At 48.3% G+C, this 14,626-nt stretch carries 28 protein-coding genes; all 28 read left to right on the top strand.

The genetic code is table 11. The features are described from left to right. Positions 1–3 precede the first annotated feature (3 nt). A complete protein-coding gene (gene rplD / locus C7W93_RS17150; RefSeq protein ID WP_108441491.1) occupies positions 4–624 on the top strand; it encodes a 50S ribosomal protein L4 in 621 nt (206 codons plus the stop codon). Next, complete coding sequence (gene rplW, locus C7W93_RS17145) at positions 621–938, top strand: 50S ribosomal protein L23 (protein WP_108441490.1); 318 nt, start codon at positions 621–623, stop codon at positions 936–938. Before rplD ends, rplW begins: the two co-directional genes overlap by 4 nt. Beyond that, on the top strand, positions 938–1,765 hold the full coding sequence (gene rplB / locus C7W93_RS17140) for a 50S ribosomal protein L2 (protein ID WP_108441489.1): 828 nt from the start codon (positions 938–940) through the stop codon (positions 1,763–1,765). The genes rplW and rplB overlap by 1 nt, the downstream gene beginning before the upstream one ends. 10 nt (positions 1,766–1,775) lie before the next feature. Next, complete coding sequence (gene rpsS, locus C7W93_RS17135) at positions 1,776–2,051, top strand: 30S ribosomal protein S19 (protein ID WP_108441488.1); 276 nt, start codon at positions 1,776–1,778, stop codon at positions 2,049–2,051. 6 nt (positions 2,052–2,057) lie between these two features. Further along, complete coding sequence (rplV, locus tag C7W93_RS17130; protein WP_184013448.1) at positions 2,058–2,390, top strand: 50S ribosomal protein L22; 333 nt, start codon at positions 2,058–2,060, stop codon at positions 2,388–2,390. Positions 2,391–2,399: 9 nt separating this feature from the next. Next, positions 2,400–3,239, top strand: coding sequence for a 30S ribosomal protein S3 (gene rpsC, locus C7W93_RS17125; RefSeq protein ID WP_108441487.1), 840 nt, complete (start codon positions 2,400–2,402; stop codon positions 3,237–3,239). Between the two features lie 2 nt (positions 3,240–3,241). Then, positions 3,242–3,661, top strand: coding sequence for a 50S ribosomal protein L16 (gene rplP, locus C7W93_RS17120; protein ID WP_108441486.1), 420 nt, complete (start codon positions 3,242–3,244; stop codon positions 3,659–3,661). Positions 3,662–3,673: 12 nt separating this feature from the next. Further along, entirely contained in the window at positions 3,674–3,865 is a 192-nt protein-coding gene (gene rpmC, locus C7W93_RS17115; protein WP_108441485.1) for a 50S ribosomal protein L29, read from the top strand. Continuing rightward, positions 3,865–4,137: a 30S ribosomal protein S17 gene (rpsQ, locus tag C7W93_RS17110; RefSeq protein ID WP_108441484.1), complete on the top strand. Its 273-nt coding sequence runs from the start codon at positions 3,865–3,867 to the stop codon at positions 4,135–4,137. The genes rpmC and rpsQ overlap by 1 nt, the downstream gene beginning before the upstream one ends. Positions 4,138–4,362: 225 nt before the next feature. Continuing rightward, the gene (gene rplN, locus C7W93_RS17105; protein ID WP_108441483.1) at positions 4,363–4,731 is read left to right on the top strand and encodes a 50S ribosomal protein L14; all 369 of its coding nucleotides are present in this window, start codon (positions 4,363–4,365) and stop codon (positions 4,729–4,731) included. 9 nt (positions 4,732–4,740) lie between these two features. After that, positions 4,741–5,055, top strand: a complete 315-nt coding sequence (rplX, locus tag C7W93_RS17100; RefSeq protein WP_108441482.1) for a 50S ribosomal protein L24 — start codon at positions 4,741–4,743, stop codon at positions 5,053–5,055. Positions 5,056–5,061: 6 nt separating this feature from the next. Next, the gene (gene rplE, locus C7W93_RS17095) at positions 5,062–5,601 is read left to right on the top strand and encodes a 50S ribosomal protein L5 (RefSeq protein ID WP_108441481.1); all 540 of its coding nucleotides are present in this window, start codon (positions 5,062–5,064) and stop codon (positions 5,599–5,601) included. Positions 5,602–5,608: 7 nt separating this feature from the next. Further along, positions 5,609–5,914: a 30S ribosomal protein S14 gene (rpsN, locus tag C7W93_RS17090; RefSeq protein ID WP_108441480.1), complete on the top strand. Its 306-nt coding sequence runs from the start codon at positions 5,609–5,611 to the stop codon at positions 5,912–5,914. A gap of 14 nt (positions 5,915–5,928) precedes the next feature. Continuing rightward, on the top strand, positions 5,929–6,324 hold the full coding sequence (gene rpsH, locus C7W93_RS17085; protein WP_108441479.1) for a 30S ribosomal protein S8: 396 nt from the start codon (positions 5,929–5,931) through the stop codon (positions 6,322–6,324). A 10-nt stretch (positions 6,325–6,334) separates the two neighbouring features. After that, positions 6,335–6,868 carry a 50S ribosomal protein L6 gene (rplF, locus tag C7W93_RS17080; RefSeq protein WP_108441478.1) on the top strand — a complete coding sequence of 178 codons (534 nt, stop codon included), beginning with the start codon at positions 6,335–6,337 and terminating at the stop codon, positions 6,866–6,868. 12 nt (positions 6,869–6,880) lie between these two features. Next, positions 6,881–7,243, top strand: a complete 363-nt coding sequence (gene rplR / locus C7W93_RS17075) for a 50S ribosomal protein L18 (RefSeq protein WP_108441477.1) — start codon at positions 6,881–6,883, stop codon at positions 7,241–7,243. A gap of 12 nt (positions 7,244–7,255) precedes the next feature. Then, positions 7,256–7,774 (top strand): 30S ribosomal protein S5, encoded by a 519-nt coding sequence (gene rpsE / locus C7W93_RS17070; RefSeq protein WP_108441476.1) that lies wholly within the window; start codon positions 7,256–7,258, stop codon positions 7,772–7,774. A 7-nt stretch (positions 7,775–7,781) separates the two neighbouring features. Further along, positions 7,782–7,964: a 50S ribosomal protein L30 gene (gene rpmD, locus C7W93_RS17065; RefSeq protein ID WP_108441475.1), complete on the top strand. Its 183-nt coding sequence runs from the start codon at positions 7,782–7,784 to the stop codon at positions 7,962–7,964. Between the two features lie 26 nt (positions 7,965–7,990). Further along, positions 7,991–8,422 carry a 50S ribosomal protein L15 gene (gene rplO, locus C7W93_RS17060; RefSeq protein ID WP_108441474.1) on the top strand — a complete coding sequence of 144 codons (432 nt, stop codon included), beginning with the start codon at positions 7,991–7,993 and terminating at the stop codon, positions 8,420–8,422. 26 nt (positions 8,423–8,448) lie between these two features. Further along, positions 8,449–9,780, top strand: a complete 1,332-nt coding sequence (secY, locus tag C7W93_RS17055; RefSeq protein ID WP_108441473.1) for a preprotein translocase subunit SecY — start codon at positions 8,449–8,451, stop codon at positions 9,778–9,780. Positions 9,781–9,815: 35 nt separating this feature from the next. After that, the gene (gene infA / locus C7W93_RS17050; protein WP_014004414.1) at positions 9,816–10,034 is read left to right on the top strand and encodes a translation initiation factor IF-1; all 219 of its coding nucleotides are present in this window, start codon (positions 9,816–9,818) and stop codon (positions 10,032–10,034) included. 40 nt (positions 10,035–10,074) lie between these two features. Next, a complete protein-coding gene (gene rpmJ / locus C7W93_RS17045; RefSeq protein ID WP_108441472.1) occupies positions 10,075–10,188 on the top strand; it encodes a 50S ribosomal protein L36 in 114 nt (37 codons plus the stop codon). A 27-nt stretch (positions 10,189–10,215) separates the two neighbouring features. Continuing rightward, on the top strand, positions 10,216–10,581 hold the full coding sequence (gene rpsM / locus C7W93_RS17040) for a 30S ribosomal protein S13 (RefSeq protein WP_108441471.1): 366 nt from the start codon (positions 10,216–10,218) through the stop codon (positions 10,579–10,581). Between the two features lie 42 nt (positions 10,582–10,623). Then, positions 10,624–11,028 carry a 30S ribosomal protein S11 gene (gene rpsK / locus C7W93_RS17035; RefSeq protein WP_014004417.1) on the top strand — a complete coding sequence of 135 codons (405 nt, stop codon included), beginning with the start codon at positions 10,624–10,626 and terminating at the stop codon, positions 11,026–11,028. A gap of 172 nt (positions 11,029–11,200) precedes the next feature. Further along, on the top strand, positions 11,201–11,824 hold the full coding sequence (gene rpsD / locus C7W93_RS17030; protein WP_108441470.1) for a 30S ribosomal protein S4: 624 nt from the start codon (positions 11,201–11,203) through the stop codon (positions 11,822–11,824). A gap of 99 nt (positions 11,825–11,923) precedes the next feature. Continuing rightward, positions 11,924–12,901, top strand: a complete 978-nt coding sequence (gene rpoA, locus C7W93_RS17025; protein WP_108441469.1) for a DNA-directed RNA polymerase subunit alpha — start codon at positions 11,924–11,926, stop codon at positions 12,899–12,901. Between the two features lie 169 nt (positions 12,902–13,070). Further along, positions 13,071–13,466, top strand: coding sequence for a 50S ribosomal protein L17 (rplQ, locus tag C7W93_RS17020; protein WP_108441468.1), 396 nt, complete (start codon positions 13,071–13,073; stop codon positions 13,464–13,466). 197 nt (positions 13,467–13,663) lie between these two features. Continuing rightward, a complete protein-coding gene (locus C7W93_RS17015; RefSeq protein WP_370446479.1) occupies positions 13,664–14,626 on the top strand; it encodes an ATP-binding cassette domain-containing protein in 963 nt (320 codons plus the stop codon).

Raw genomic sequence — 14,626 nt, 5'->3', positions numbered from 1 at the left:
TTCATGGAACTCAAGCTCCTGAATGACCAAGGTCAAGCTGCTTCGAATGTCGCTGCTCCGGATACTATTTTCGGCCGTGACTACAATGAAGCGCTGATTCACCAAGTCGTCGTTGCTTATCAGGCTAACGCTCGCAGCGGTAACCGTAAGCAAAAAGATCGTGAAGAAGTACATCACACTACCAAAAAACCATGGCGTCAAAAAGGTACGGGCCGTGCTCGTGCTGGTATGTCGTCATCGCCTTTGTGGCGTGGTGGTGGTCGTATTTTCCCGAACTCGCCTGATGAAAATTTCTCGCATAAAGTCAATAAAAAGATGTATCGCGCAGGTATCTGCTCGATTCTGTCTCAGTTGGCGCGTGAAGGTCGTTTGTCGGTTGTCGAGAATTTCTCGGTAGAAGCGCCAAAGACTAAACTGCTGTCGCAAAAGCTAAAGAATATGGGCTTGGATTCTGTATTGGTCATTACTGACAATTTGGAAGAAAACCTGTTGTTGGCGGCGCGTAACTTGCCAGGCGTACTGGTATGTGAGCCACGTCATGCTGATCCGGTTTCTCTGGTGTTCTACAAGAAGATCTTGATCACCAAGCTGGCATTGGCCAAGATTGAGGAGATGCTGGCATGAACGCATTAGTTAAACATAGCGAAGAGCGCTTGATGAAAGTGTTGCTAGCGCCAGTTATTTCTGAGAAGGCAACGTTTGTTGCGGAAAAAAACGAGCAAGTCGTTTTTCGTATCGCACCAGACGCTACCAAATTGGAAGTTAAGGCTGCTGTCGAATTGCTTTTCAAAGTGCAGGTTGAGTCGGTGCAAGTCGCCAACCGTATTGGTAAGCAAAAGCGCTCCGGTAAATTCAATGGCCGGCGTAATCATACCCGTCGCGCATTCGTGTGCTTGAAACCGGGTCAAGAGATCAACTTCACCGAGGAGGCTAAATAATGGCACTCGTTAAAGTTAAACCGACCTCGCCGGGTCGCCGTGGTATGGTCAAGGTCGTTAATCCCGACCTGTATAAAGGCCGTCCATTTGCTGCCCTGATCGAAAAGAAATCGAAAACAGCGGGTCGTAATAACAACGGTCATATCACTACTCGTCACATCGGTGGTGGACATAAGCAACACTATCGCGTTATTGACTTTAAGCGTAACAAAGATGGTATTCCAGCGAAAGTGGAGCGGATCGAATACGATCCAAACCGTACTGCGAATATCGCGTTGTTATGTTATGCAGATGGTGAGCGTCATTACATCATTGCAGCTAAAGGCATGGCAGTTGGCGATCAAGTGATGAATGGTTCGCAAGCGACGATTAAGTCGGGTAATTGCCTTCCAATTCGTAACATTCCTGTCGGTACGATCATGCATTGCGTTGAGATGCTTCCAGGTAAAGGCGCTCAAATGGCGCGTACCGCTGGTGCTGGCGTTGTGTTGATGGCACGCGAAGGAATCTACGCTCAGGTTCGTCTGCGTTCTGGTGAAGTCCGTCGTGTGCACATTGAATGTCGTGCAACGGTTGGTGAAGTCGGTAATGCTGAACACAGCCTGCGTAAGATTGGTAAAGCGGGTGCGATGCGTTGGCGTGGTGTTCGTCCTACCGTTCGCGGTGTGGTAATGAATCCGGTTGACCATCCTCACGGTGGTGGTGAAGGTAAGACTGCAGCTGGTCGTCATCCAGTTTCGCCATGGGGTCAGCAGACAAAAGGGAAGAAGACACGCCGCAATAAGCGTACTACTTCAATGATCGTCTCGCGCCGTGGCAAGAAATAAGGGGTAACACATGACACGTTCATTGAAAAAAGGGCCGTTCTGCGACGCCCATCTGGTGAAAAAAGTTGAGGCTGCTCAGGCAATCAAAGACAAAAAGCCAATTAAGACTTGGTCGCGCCGGTCGACTATCATGCCGGACTTTATCGGTTTGACGATTGCCGTGCATAACGGTAAACAACACGTCCCGGTTTATGTTTCCGAAAATATGGTCGGTCACAAACTCGGCGAATTCGCATTGACCCGTACGTTCAAAGGTCATGCTGCCGATAAAAAGGCTAAGAGATAAGGTCCGATGATGGAAACTAAAGCTACCCTCCGCGGTGTGCGTCTGTCGGCCCAAAAGGGCCGTCTGGTCGCAGACCTGATTCGCGGCAAAAAAGTTGATCAAGCTCTTCATATTCTGACGTTTAGTCCGAAGAAGGGTGCGGCTATCATCAAACGTGTTTTGGAGTCCGCAATTGCGAACGCCGAGCACAATGATGGTGCAGATATCGACGAACTGAAAATCACGACGATTTATGTCGAAAAAGGTTCGGTCCTAAAGCGCTTCACAGCGCGTGCAAAAGGCCGTGGTGATCGTATCTCGAAGCAATCCTGTCACATTTACGTGACTGTCGGAAACTAAGGAGTCACGATGGGACAGAAGATTCATCCAACCGGTTTTCGACTTGCGGTAACGCGTAACTGGGGTTCACGTTGGTATGCTGGCAATAGTAATTTTGCCACTATGCTGAACGAAGATCTTAAAGTTCGTGCTTACCTCAAGAAAAAACTGAAGAACGCCTCCGTTGGCCGTGTTGTTATCGAGCGCCCTGCAAAGAACGCACGTATTACAATTTACAGCTCACGTCCAGGTGTTGTTATCGGTAAAAAAGGCGAAGACATCGAAGTATTGAAGTCTGCGTTGACAAAACTGATGGGCGTACCAGTTCACGTTAATATCGAAGAAATTCGTAAGCCTGAAACTGACGCCCAACTGATTGCTGATTCGATTGCTCAGCAGCTCGAGAAGCGTATTATGTTCCGTCGTGCGATGAAACGTGCGATGCAGAATGCAATGCGTTTGGGCGCGCAAGGTATTAAGATCATGTCGTCTGGTCGTCTGAATGGTATTGAAATTGCTCGTACAGAATGGTATCGCGAAGGTCGTGTGCCACTGCACACTCTGCGCGCTGACATTGATTACGGTTTTGGCGAAGCTGAAACTACGTACGGCATTATTGGTATTAAAGTCTGGGTTTATAAAGGCGATCGTTTGCCTAACGGTGAAACGCCGGTAGTTGACATCCCTAATGACGATGACAAAAAGCGTCGTGGTCCACGTCGTGACGATGGTAAGCCATCTAGCCGTCCACGTCCTAAAACTACTACGGCAGGTCCAGGTGCGCCAGTTGCGCGTCCAGCCCGTGCCAAAAAGCCGGATGGCGCTGCTGAAGGTGCTCCTGTTGCGCCGGCTGAGAAAGCAGGAGAATAATCATGCTGCAACCAGCACGCAGAAAATATCGTAAAGAGCAAAAAGGCCGCAATAAAGGCATTTCGCATTCACGCGGCACTGCCGTGTCGTTTGGCGAATTTGGCCTGAAGGCGGTTGGACGTGGTCGTATCACTGCGCGTCAGATCGAAGCGGCACGTCGCGCAATGACTCGTCATATCAAACGGGGTGGTCGGATCTGGATTCGTATTTTCCCAGACAAACCAATTTCGCAAAAGCCTGCCGAAGTCCGTATGGGTAACGGTAAAGGTAATCCTGAGTACTACGTGGCTGAAATTCAGCCAGGTAAAGTGCTGTACGAGATGGATGGCGTCGATGAAACACTCGCGCGTGAAGCATTCCGTTTGGCTGCAGCTAAATTGCCGCTATTGACCACGTTTGTCGTGCGTCAAGTCGGCCAATAATTGGAGTGAATCATGAAAGCATCTGAACTCCGCGACAAAGATCAAGCGGCATTGACTAAAGAGCTGAAAGAATTGTTGAAGGCGCAGTTTAGCCTTCGTATGCAAATCGGTACTCAGCAATTGAACAATACGTCGCAATTGAAGAAAGTTCGTCGCGATATCGCACGGGTAAAGACCGTCATCAATTTGAAGGGCGCCCAGTAATGAACGATCAAGTGAAACAAGCGCTGAAGCGCACGCTGGTTGGTAAGGTCGTGTCCGACAAAATGGATAAGACTGTTACCGTCCTGATCGAACGCCACGTAAAGCATCCTCTGTATGGCAAAATCATCGTACGTACTAACAAGTACCATGCGCATGATGAAGCTAATCAGGCTAAGGAAGGCGACGTAGTTGAAATTCAGGAAGGCCGTCCTATTTCCAAGACTAAAGCTTGGAGCGTGACGCGTGTGGTACAAGTAGCACAAGTTCTATAAATATTTGTTGCGAGCCAGGCATTTTGATGTAATAATGCTTGGCTTCGCTCTTCTTGGTTTCCGATAAGAGCGAAATAAACACCCTGCAGTTAATAAGTAGAATTAGCAAGAAGTTTTGGAAGTCGTCCACCTAAGCAGTACATCCATCAGGGTGTTTCTGACAGGACCAAGACTGACCGTAAATCCGCATAGGCGGCCACGAGTTAAGTTGGGAAAGAAAATATTATGATTCAAACGGAAAGCCGGCTCGAAGTGGCCGACAACACTGGTGCGCGTGAAGTAATGTGCATCAAGGTTCTGGGTGGTTCCAAGCGTCGTTACGCCAGCATTGGCGATGTTATCAAGGTAACAGTCAAAGTTGCTGCGCCGCGTGGCCGCGTTAAAAAGGGCGAGATCTACAACGCCGTGGTTGTTCGCACTGCAAAAGGTGTGCGTCGCCCGGATGGTTCGTTGGTTAAGTTCGATGGTAATGCAGCTGTGTTGTTGAATGCAAAGCTGGAGCCAATTGGTACGCGTATTTTTGGACCAGTCACTCGTGAATTGCGCACAGAGCGCTTCATGAAGATTGTTTCACTCGCGCCTGAAGTGCTGTAAGGAGTCGAGATGGATAAGATTCGGAAAAGTGACGAGGTAATCGTCCTGACTGGTAAAGACAAGGGCAAGCGCGGAGTTGTAAAGCAACGCGTTGATGCTAACTTTGTTGTCGTTGATGGTATTAACGTCGCTAAAAAAGCGACTAAGCCAAATCCGATGACTGGTGAAACTGGTGGCATCGTTGATAAGCTGATGCCAATTCATGTGTCAAATGTTGCGTTGTTTAACGCAGCAACTGGCAAGGCAGATCGCGTTGGTTTTAAAGACGTGGACGGTAAGAAGGTTCGCGTTTTCAAGTCCAGCGGCGAAGTTGTTAAGGTTTAAGAGATCATGGCCCGTCTCCAAGAGTTCTATAAAGAAAAGGTCGTTGCTGATCTGACAGCGAAATACGCTTACAAGTCGGCAATGGAAGTTCCGCGCATTTTGAAGATCACCCTTAACATGGGTCTGTCGGAAGCGATCGCGGACAAGAAAATCATTGAACACGCTGTTGGCGATTTGACTAAGATTGCAGGTCAAAAGCCGGTTGTGACCAAGGCGCGTAAAGCGATTGCGGGTTTTAAAATCCGTGAAGGCTACCCAATTGGTTGTATGGTCACTCTGCGTGGTGCTCATATGTACGAATTTCTGGATCGTCTGGTTACTGTCGCGCTTCCACGCGTTCGTGACTTCCGTGGCGTATCTGGTCGTGCATTTGACGGTCGTGGTAACTACAATATCGGTGTTAAAGAGCAAATCATTTTCCCCGAAATTGAATACGACAAAATTGATGCATTGCGTGGTCTGAATATCAGTATCACGACGACTGCCAAGACCGACGATGAAGCAAAATCGCTTCTCGCCGCATTTAAATTTCCGTTCAGAAACTGAGGTTGCCATGGCAAAACTGGCACTGATTAACCGTGAACAAAAGCGTGCTGACCTGGTAAAGAAATTTGCCGGTAAGCGTGCCGAGTTAAAGGCAATCATTGATGACCAATCGAAGTCGGAAGAAGAGCGCTACGAAGCTCGCTTGAAATTGCAAGCGTTGCCACGTAACTCAAATCCGACTCGTCAACGTAATCGTTGCGCCTTGACTGGTCGTCCACGTGGCACTTTCCGCAAGTTCGGTCTGGGCCGTATTAAGCTCCGTGAAATCGCCATGCGTGGTGAGATTCCGGGTATGACTAAAGCTAGCTGGTAATAGGAGAATAAGCAATGAGTATGAGCGATCCTATCGCCGATATGCTGACCCGTATCCGCAATGCGCAAGTAGTTCAAAAGACCGCCGTGGCAATGCCATCGTCGAAGGTCAAAATTGCGATTGCTAACGTCCTTAAGGACGAGGGTTACATCGAAGATTTTGCTGTTGCTGAAGCAGGTGGCAAAGCAGAATTGAAAATCGGTTTGAAGTATTATGCCGGCCGTCCAGTTATTGAGCGTATTGAGCGCGTATCCCGTCCAGGATTACGTGTCTACAAAGGCAAAGATGACATTCCAAATGTGATGAACGGCTTGGGTGTGGCAATTATTTCGACACCACAAGGTGTCATGACGGACCGCAAAGCGCGCGCAACCGGTGTCGGTGGCGAAGTTATTTGCTACGTCGCCTAAGGAGCCCAACATGTCACGTGTAGGTAAAATGCCGATTGCACTGCCAGCTGGCGCGGAAGCGACCATCACTGCAGAGCAGATCGTAGTAAAAGGCCCATTGGGCACACTGTTCCAATCCTTAACAGGATTGGTGACTATCGAAAACAACAACGGCACACTTAATTTCGCTGCGGCGAATGATAGTCGCGAAGCCAATGCGATGTCCGGCACATTACGTGCGCTGGTCAACAATATGGTTACCGGTGTTACTAAGGGCTTCGAAAAGAAGCTGAACTTGGTAGGCGTTGGTTTTCGTGCGCAAGCGCAAGGCGATAAGTTGAATTTGTCGCTCGGTTTCTCGCATCCTGTTGCTCACCAAATGCCTGAAGGCGTGAAGTGCGAAACACCGACGCAAACCGAGATCCTGATCAAGGGTATCGACAAGCAACGTGTTGGTCAGGTTGCTGCAGAAGTTCGTGCTTACCGCAAACCTGAGCCATATAAAGGCAAGGGCGTTCGTTACTCGGACGAAGTGGTAATCCTTAAAGAAACCAAGAAGAAGTAATAGGGGTTGACGATGGATAAGAAACAATCACGTCTGCGCCGCTCACGCCAAACGCGTGCCAAGATCGCAGAGTTAAAGGTGACACGCCTAGCAGTGCATCGTACTAACTTGCATATCTACGCTAGCATCATTGGCCCTGACGCAAAAGTGCTGGCTTCGGCCTCGACACTAGAAGCTGAAGTGCGCCAAGAGTTGGCTGGTCAGTCTGGCAAAGGCGGGAATACTTCTGCTGCATCGCTGGTTGGCAAGCGCGTCGCTGAGAAGGCATTGAAAGCAGGGGTTACCGAAGTTGCGTTTGATCGCTCCGGTTTCCGTTATCATGGCCGCGTCAAAGTGTTGGCAGATGCCGCACGTGAAGCTGGTCTGAAGTTCTAAGGGAAAATCGTCATGGCAAAAATGCAATCGAAAATGCAAAGCGATAAGCCAGATGATGGCATGCGCGAAAAAATGATTGCGGTCAACCGTGTAACCAAAGTGGTTAAGGGTGGTCGTATCATGGGATTCGCAGCATTGGCTGTTGTTGGTGATGGCGATGGCCGTATTGGCATGGGCAAGGGCAAATCGAAAGAAGTGCCAGTTGCAGTGCAAAAGGCTATGGAAGAAGCCCGTCGCAAGATGATTAAAGTAACGCTTAAGAACGGTACTTTACAGCACACTTTGACCGGCAAGCATGGCGCCTCATCAGTTCTGATGGCTCCAGCTAAAGAAGGTACTGGTGTTATCGCTGGCGGTCCTATGCGCGCTATTTTTGAAGTGATGGGTATCACGAACGTTGTGGCTAAGTCCAACGGTTCCACCAATCCTTACAACCTGGTTCGCGCCACGTTGAATGGTCTGGCAAAAATGAACACTCCATCGGAAATCGCTGCTAAACGCGGCAAATCCGTTGAAGATATTCTCGGCTAAGGTGATCATGATGACAAAGACTGTAAAAGTACAATTGATCAAAGGTTTGATCGGCACGCGTGAAACACATCGTGCGACAGTTCGCGGGTTGGGTTTGCGTCGTGTTAATTCGGTTTCCGAATTGCAAGACACTCCATCTGTGCGTGGCATGATCAATAAAGTGTCCTATCTTGTGAAAGTGGTTTCGTAAGCTTCGGCTTACGAACGGAGCAAATTATGGAATTGAATACTATCCAACCAGCAGATGGCGCTAAGCATTACAAGCGTCGTGTAGGTCGCGGTATCGGCTCGGGTATAGGTAAAACTGCAGGTCGTGGCCATAAAGGTCAGAAATCTCGTTCAGGCGGTTTTCATAAAGTGGGTTTTGAGGGCGGTCAGATGCCTTTGCAACGCCGCTTGCCTAAGCGTGGTTTTAAATCAATGGCAACTCCGTATAAAGCAGAAGTCCGCTTGTCGGAATTGGAACTATTGCCTGTTAATGAAATCGATATTTTGGTTCTCAAGCAAGCCGGCGTTATCGGTGAGCTAGCACGCGTGGTACGGGTTATTCTGTCCGGCGAGCTGACCAGAAAAGTGACATTGAAGGGCTTGATCGCAACTAAAGGCGCTAAAGCTGCTATCGAAGCCGTTGGCGGCACTGTTGCTTAATTTGGTTTACTGACTCGGAGCGACAATTGGCGACTACTCCCCAACTTGCAAAGAGCGCTGCTAGCGGCTTCCCTTGGGGACGTTTGTGGTTCTTGCTTGCAGCACTGGTTGTTTACCGGATTGGCGCACATATTCCTGTACCGGGTATTGATCCGACACAGTTGGCCCAGTTGTTTAAGCAGAACCAAGGCGGTATTCTTGGTATGTTTAACATGTTTTCCGGCGGTGCGTTATCGCGGTTTACCGTTTTTGCATTAGGGATCATGCCGTATATTTCGGCGTCGATCATTATGCAACTGATGTCAATCGTGTCACCCCAACTCGAGGCCTTGAAAAAGGAAGGCGAGTCTGGGCGACGTAAGATTACGCAATATACACGTTACGGCACATTGCTTTTGGCGACGTTCCAGGCGTTAGGTATTGCTGTAGCACTTGAATCACAGGCAGGTTTGGTACTTGATCCAGGTTTGGCTTTCCGTTTTACGACGGTTGTGACGCTGGTGACTGGCACAATGTTCTTGATGTGGCTAGGCGAGCAAATTACTGAGCGTGGTCTTGGTAACGGCATCTCTATCATTATCTTTGCTGGTATCGCTGCGGGCTTGCCTAATGCGGTCGGTGGATTATTTGAGTTGGTGCGTACAGGCTCAATGGCAGCGTTGTCAGCGATTTTAATCTGTCTAATAGTTGCAGCTGTAACGTTCGTGGTGGTGTTTATCGAACGTGGACAACGCAAGATATTGGTGAATTACGCAAAGCGGCAAGTTGGTAACAAGATTTATGGTGGTCAAAGTAGTCATTTGCCACTGAAGTTGAATATGGCAGGTGTGATTCCTCCAATTTTTGCTTCTTCAATTATCTTGTTCCCAGCGACGATTACTAGCTGGTTTATTTCAGGGGACACTACTAATCCTGTAGTGCGGTTTCTGAAAGATCTGGCAGCATCGTTGGCACCAGGCGAACCGATTCATGCTTTGTTGTACGCAGTTGCGATCGTATTCTTTTGCTTCTTTTATACCGCATTGGTATTTAACAGCAAAGAAACTGCAGACAACTTGAAGAAGAGCGGGGCGTTTGTTCCAGGAATTCGACCAGGTGATCAGACTGCACGTTATATCGATAAGATCTTGATGCGTTTGACATTAGCAGGTGCAGTTTATATTACCTTGGTATGTTTGTTGCCAGAGTTCTTGATTGCGCGTTGGAAGGTGCCATTTTATTTTGGTGGCACATCGCTGTTGATTATCGTTGTGGTCACCATGGACTTCATGGCGCAAGTACAAAATTATGTGATGTCGCAGCAATATGAATCGCTGCTTCGTAAAGCAAATTTCAAGGGCGGAATTCCTACGCGTTAAGTTGGATTGAGCGCCCAGAGGAACCAGTAGACCGAATGGCAAAAGACGACGTTATCCAGATGCAAGGCGAGATTCTAGAGAATCTCCCCAATGCTACATTTAGAGTCAAGTTGGAAAACGGACATATCGTCCTCGGTCATATTTCTGGCAAGATGCGGATGAACTATATTCGTATCCTTCCAGGAGATAAGGTGACGGTAGAATTGACACCTTATGATTTAAGCCGGGCACGGATTGTTTTCCGTACCAAATAAACAGTATTTAGAACCTTAAGCTGAAAGAAAGAGGGCCACCATGAAAGTGCTCGCATCAGTTAAGCGGATTTGCCGCAACTGTAAGATCATTAAGCGCAAAGGCGTTCTTCGCGTCATTTGCACAGAACCGCGCCATAAACAGCGCCAAGGTTAACTAACGTTATTGATCGAGGAATAACGAATGGCACGTATTGCAGGGGTAAATATCCCAAACCATCAACACACTGTTATTGGCTTAACCGCCATCTATGGTGTTGGCCGCCCACGTTCGCAGAAGATTTGCGATGCTACGGGTATTTCGACCAGTAAAAAGGTCAAAGATCTAGACGATAGCGAATTAGAAAAGCTACGCGATGAAATTGCAAAATTCATCGTCGAAGGTGATCTACGTCGCGAATTGTCGATGAACATCAAGCGTCTGATGGATCTGGGTTGCTACCGTGGTATGCGTCACCGTAAGGGTCTACCTTGCCGTGGTCAACGTACCCGTACCAATGCTCGTACCCGTAAGGGGCCGCGTAAAGCCGCTCAATCGCTGAAGAAATAATTAACTGCGCGTTGATTTGTAGTCGGATTCAAGGAAATTATTATGGCAAAGTCCCCCAATAACGCCGCAGCAGCACGTGTGCGTAAAAAAGTTAAAAAGAACGTTGCAGAAGGTATCGCGCATATTCACGCGTCCTTTAACAACACCATCATCACGATTACCGATCGTCAAGGTAACGCGTTGTCATGGGCGACATCTGGTGGCGCTGGCTTTAAAGGCTCCCGCAAGTCGACTCCATTTGCAGCGCAGGTTGCAGCAGAAGCGGCCGGTAAAGTGGCTGTTGAATGTGGTGTTAAGAATCTGGAAGTTCGCATCAAGGGCCCTGGCCCTGGTCGTGAGTCTGCAGTTCGCGCTTTGAATAATTTGGGTATTAAAATTACTCAAATTCAAGACGTGACACCAGTTCCGCACAACGGTTGCCGCCCTCCAAAGCGTCGTCGTATCTAAGTAATTGTTGCGCTGTTAATTCTCGAATTAGCAGCTTGCAAGTGACCCGCCAATGACCTTGGCGGGTTTTGTTCTTAAGCCCACCGTCTGTTTGTAGGCAAAGCAGACTAGCGTCATGTAACCAGACTGTTATAAGTCATGGGTCTTGACGTCACTCACTAAAGGAAACATCGTGGCACGTTATATTGGACCTAAAGCAAAACTCTCACGCCGTGAAGGTACGGATCTTTTCCTGAAAAGCGCACGTCGCTCTTTGGACTCTAAGTGCAAACTAGATTCAAAGCCAGGTCAACATGGTCGTACTTCTGGTGCGCGTACTTCGGACTACGGTAACCAATTGCGCGAAAAGCAAAAAGTTAAGCGTATGTACGGTATTTTGGAACGCCAATTCCGTCGTTACTTCGCTGAAGCAGATCGTCGCAAGGGTAACACCGGCGAAACTCTGCTGAGATTGCTAGAAGCACGTCTCGATAACGTTGTTTATCGTATGGGTTTTGGTTCTACTCGTGCTGAAGGCCGTCAATTGGTCTCGCACAAAGCGTTCACCGTAAATGGTAACGTTGTGAATATCGCTTCGTACCAAGTTAAAGCTGGTGACGTTGTTGCTGTTCGCGAAAAATCGAAAAAACAAGTACGTATCGTTGAAGCGTTGTCGCTCGCAGAGCAAATCGGTATGCCTTCATGGGTATCTGTTGATGCTAAGAAAATGGAAGGTACTTTCAAGTCCATGCCAGATCGTAGCGAAATTGCCGCTGACGTCAACGAATCGCTGATCGTCGAACTGTACTCGCGTTAATTTGTAAATATTTTTCTCGCCCATCCTCGGATGGGCTTTTTTCGTAATGCCATCAGCCTTATCGGTGTAATGAGCCGAGGGTATTGAAAAGGACATTTCATGCAAAACAGTTTGTTGAAGCCACGTATTATCGAAGTAGAAGCACTCGGCGCAGGTCACGCTAAAGTAGTGATGGAGCCGTTTGAACGTGGTTACGGCCACACTTTGGGTAATGCGTTGCGTCGCGTCCTGCTGTCGTCAATGGTAGGCTACGCACCGACTGAAGTTACTATCGCTGGCGTTGTTCACGAGTATTCTTCGTTAGATGGCGTCCAAGAAGATGTTGTTGATATTCTGCTGAATTTGAAAGGTGTAGTTTTTAAACTGCACAATCGTGATGAGGTCACATTGACCTTGAAAAAAGGCGGCGAAGGCGCAGTATTGGCGTCCGATATCGATCTGCCGCACGACGTTGAGTTAGTTAATCCGGACCACGTAATCGCGCATTTAACTGGCGGCGGTGAACTGGACATGCAGATCAAAGTCGAAAAAGGCCGTGGTTATGTACCGGGTAATGTTCGTCGTCTGTCGGAAGATACCAACAAGACTATCGGTCGCATTATTCTGGATGCATCGTTTTCACCAGTGCGTCGTGTTTCATACGCGGTTGAGTCGGCACGTGTCGAACAGCGTACGGATTTGGATAAATTGGTCATTAACATTGAAACCAATGGTGTGATTACACCAGAAGAAGCCATTCGCCAGTCGGCGCGTGTACTGGTTGACCAGCTGAATGTGTTCGCGGCACTGGAAGGCACTGAAGCTGCTGCTGAAGCGCCATCACGTGCACCACAAGTTGATCCTATCCTGTTGCGTCCGGTCGATGATCTGGAACTGACAGTACGTTCAGCCAATTGCCTGAAAGCAGAAAATATTTACTACATTGGTGATTTGATCCAGCGTAGCGAAAATGAACTGTTGAAGACACCGAATCTGGGTCGTAAGTCCTTGAATGAAATCAAGGAAGTATTGGCTTCGCGTGGTCTGACTTTAGGTATGAAGCTTGAAAACTGGCCACCTGCCGGTTTAGAAAAGTAATATTTGCCGTAAGCAGCAAGGGCGATGTAAAATCTCGCCCCTGTTGTCAATTTTTTGGTTATTTTGACCAAGTTGTTGTTAATTAATCTTAAACCGGCCCGCGACTAGGCAAGATTGCCGAAATCGATCGAAGAGCTGGACTTAAACTCAAAACTGAAAAGGAATTATCATGCGTCATCGCCACGGCTTACGTAAATTAAATCGTACCTCTTCCCATCGTTTGGCTATGCTGCGCAACATGACTGTTTCGTTGCTGCGTCACGAAGCAATCAAGACAACATTGCCAAAAGCAAAAGAACTGCGCCGCGTTATTGAGCCGATTCTGACATTGGGTAAGACTGACACACTAGCAAACAAGCGTCTGGCATTTAGTCGCCTGCGTGACCGCGAAATGGTCTTGAAATTGTTTGCTGAATTCGGCCCACGTTACGCAAATCGCAATGGCGGTTACCTGCGTATCTTGAAAATGGGGTTCCGTGTTGGTGATAACGCACCTATGGCTTACGTTGAGTTGTTGGATCGTCCTGAGGTCAGCGACGAAGCAGATGTACCGACAGCAGACTAATACGTCAAGTACGTAAAGTGTGCGTTAAAATTGAAAGCCAGGCCTAGCCTGGCTTTTTGCATTTTGTGATTTTTTAAAGCTGCCTTCATGTATTACAGATTTCCATCGATCGTGAATGTAACTCCGCTAAGCTATTGATTTGCCACACGCCAGAACTGTGGCCCGACAAATAAGTACAATAATATAAGTGCTCAGCTATGGCCTCGATAATGGCTCCGATATCCGATTCATCCATCTTAAGTGTGACTAATCTGCGTAAATCTTTTGGCAGCAAAGGTGCCAAAACGATAGTGATTGACGGTTTGTCGTTCGAACTGCGCGCAGGGGAATGCTATGGCTTGTTAGGCCCGAACGGAGCGGGTAAGACTACAACGTTGCGGTTATGTCTCGGCTTAACGGCAGCGGATAGTGGCGATATTCGGTTAGCAGGTCATCCTATCCCGGCCGAGTCACGTTTAGCCCGTCAAAGGATCGGTGTAGTACCGCAGGGTGACAATCTCGATCCAGACTTCACCGTCTCAGAAAATCTCTTAGTCTTTGGTCGTTATTTCGGGATACCAGATGCCGTGATTAACGAAAGAATTCCAAAACTGCTGGAATTTGCCAATCTGGGTGCCAAGCAACATGCACGGATCAATGAATTATCCGGCGGCATGCGTCGGCGTTTAACGTTGGCCAGAGCGTTGGTCAACGATCCGGATTTGATTTTCATGGATGAGCCTACCACCGGTCTCGATCCGCAAGCCAGACATATGATTTGGGAGCGTCTGAAAACGTTGCTAAGCCAAGGGAAGACAATTTTATTAACCACGCACTTCATGGATGAGGCTGAGCGTCTGTGCGACCGTCTGGCAGTCGTCGATCATGGAAAAATGATCGCTGAAGGCTCGCCGCGCGCCTTGATTGCGCAGCATATTGAAGCCGAGGTAGTCGAGATTTATGGCGAGAAGGCCAAAGCGTGGCTGAATGGTGATGGTGGCGGCAACTCTGCCCGTTCGGCAAGGATCGAAATCAGCGGTGAAACTATTTTTTGTTATACCAACGATGCACAAGTACTCGTACATGAACTGCAAGGAACCCCGGGCGTGCGCTACATTCATCGTCCCGCCAATCTTGAAGATTTGTTTTTAAAACTCACTGGCCGTGAAATGCGGGATTGA

Origin of the sequence: Glaciimonas sp. PCH181 (genome assembly GCF_003056055.1) — a bacterium.
GTDB lineage: Bacteria > Pseudomonadota > Gammaproteobacteria > Burkholderiales > Burkholderiaceae_D > Glaciimonas.
This window is presented reverse-complemented; position numbering and strand designations above follow the sequence as displayed.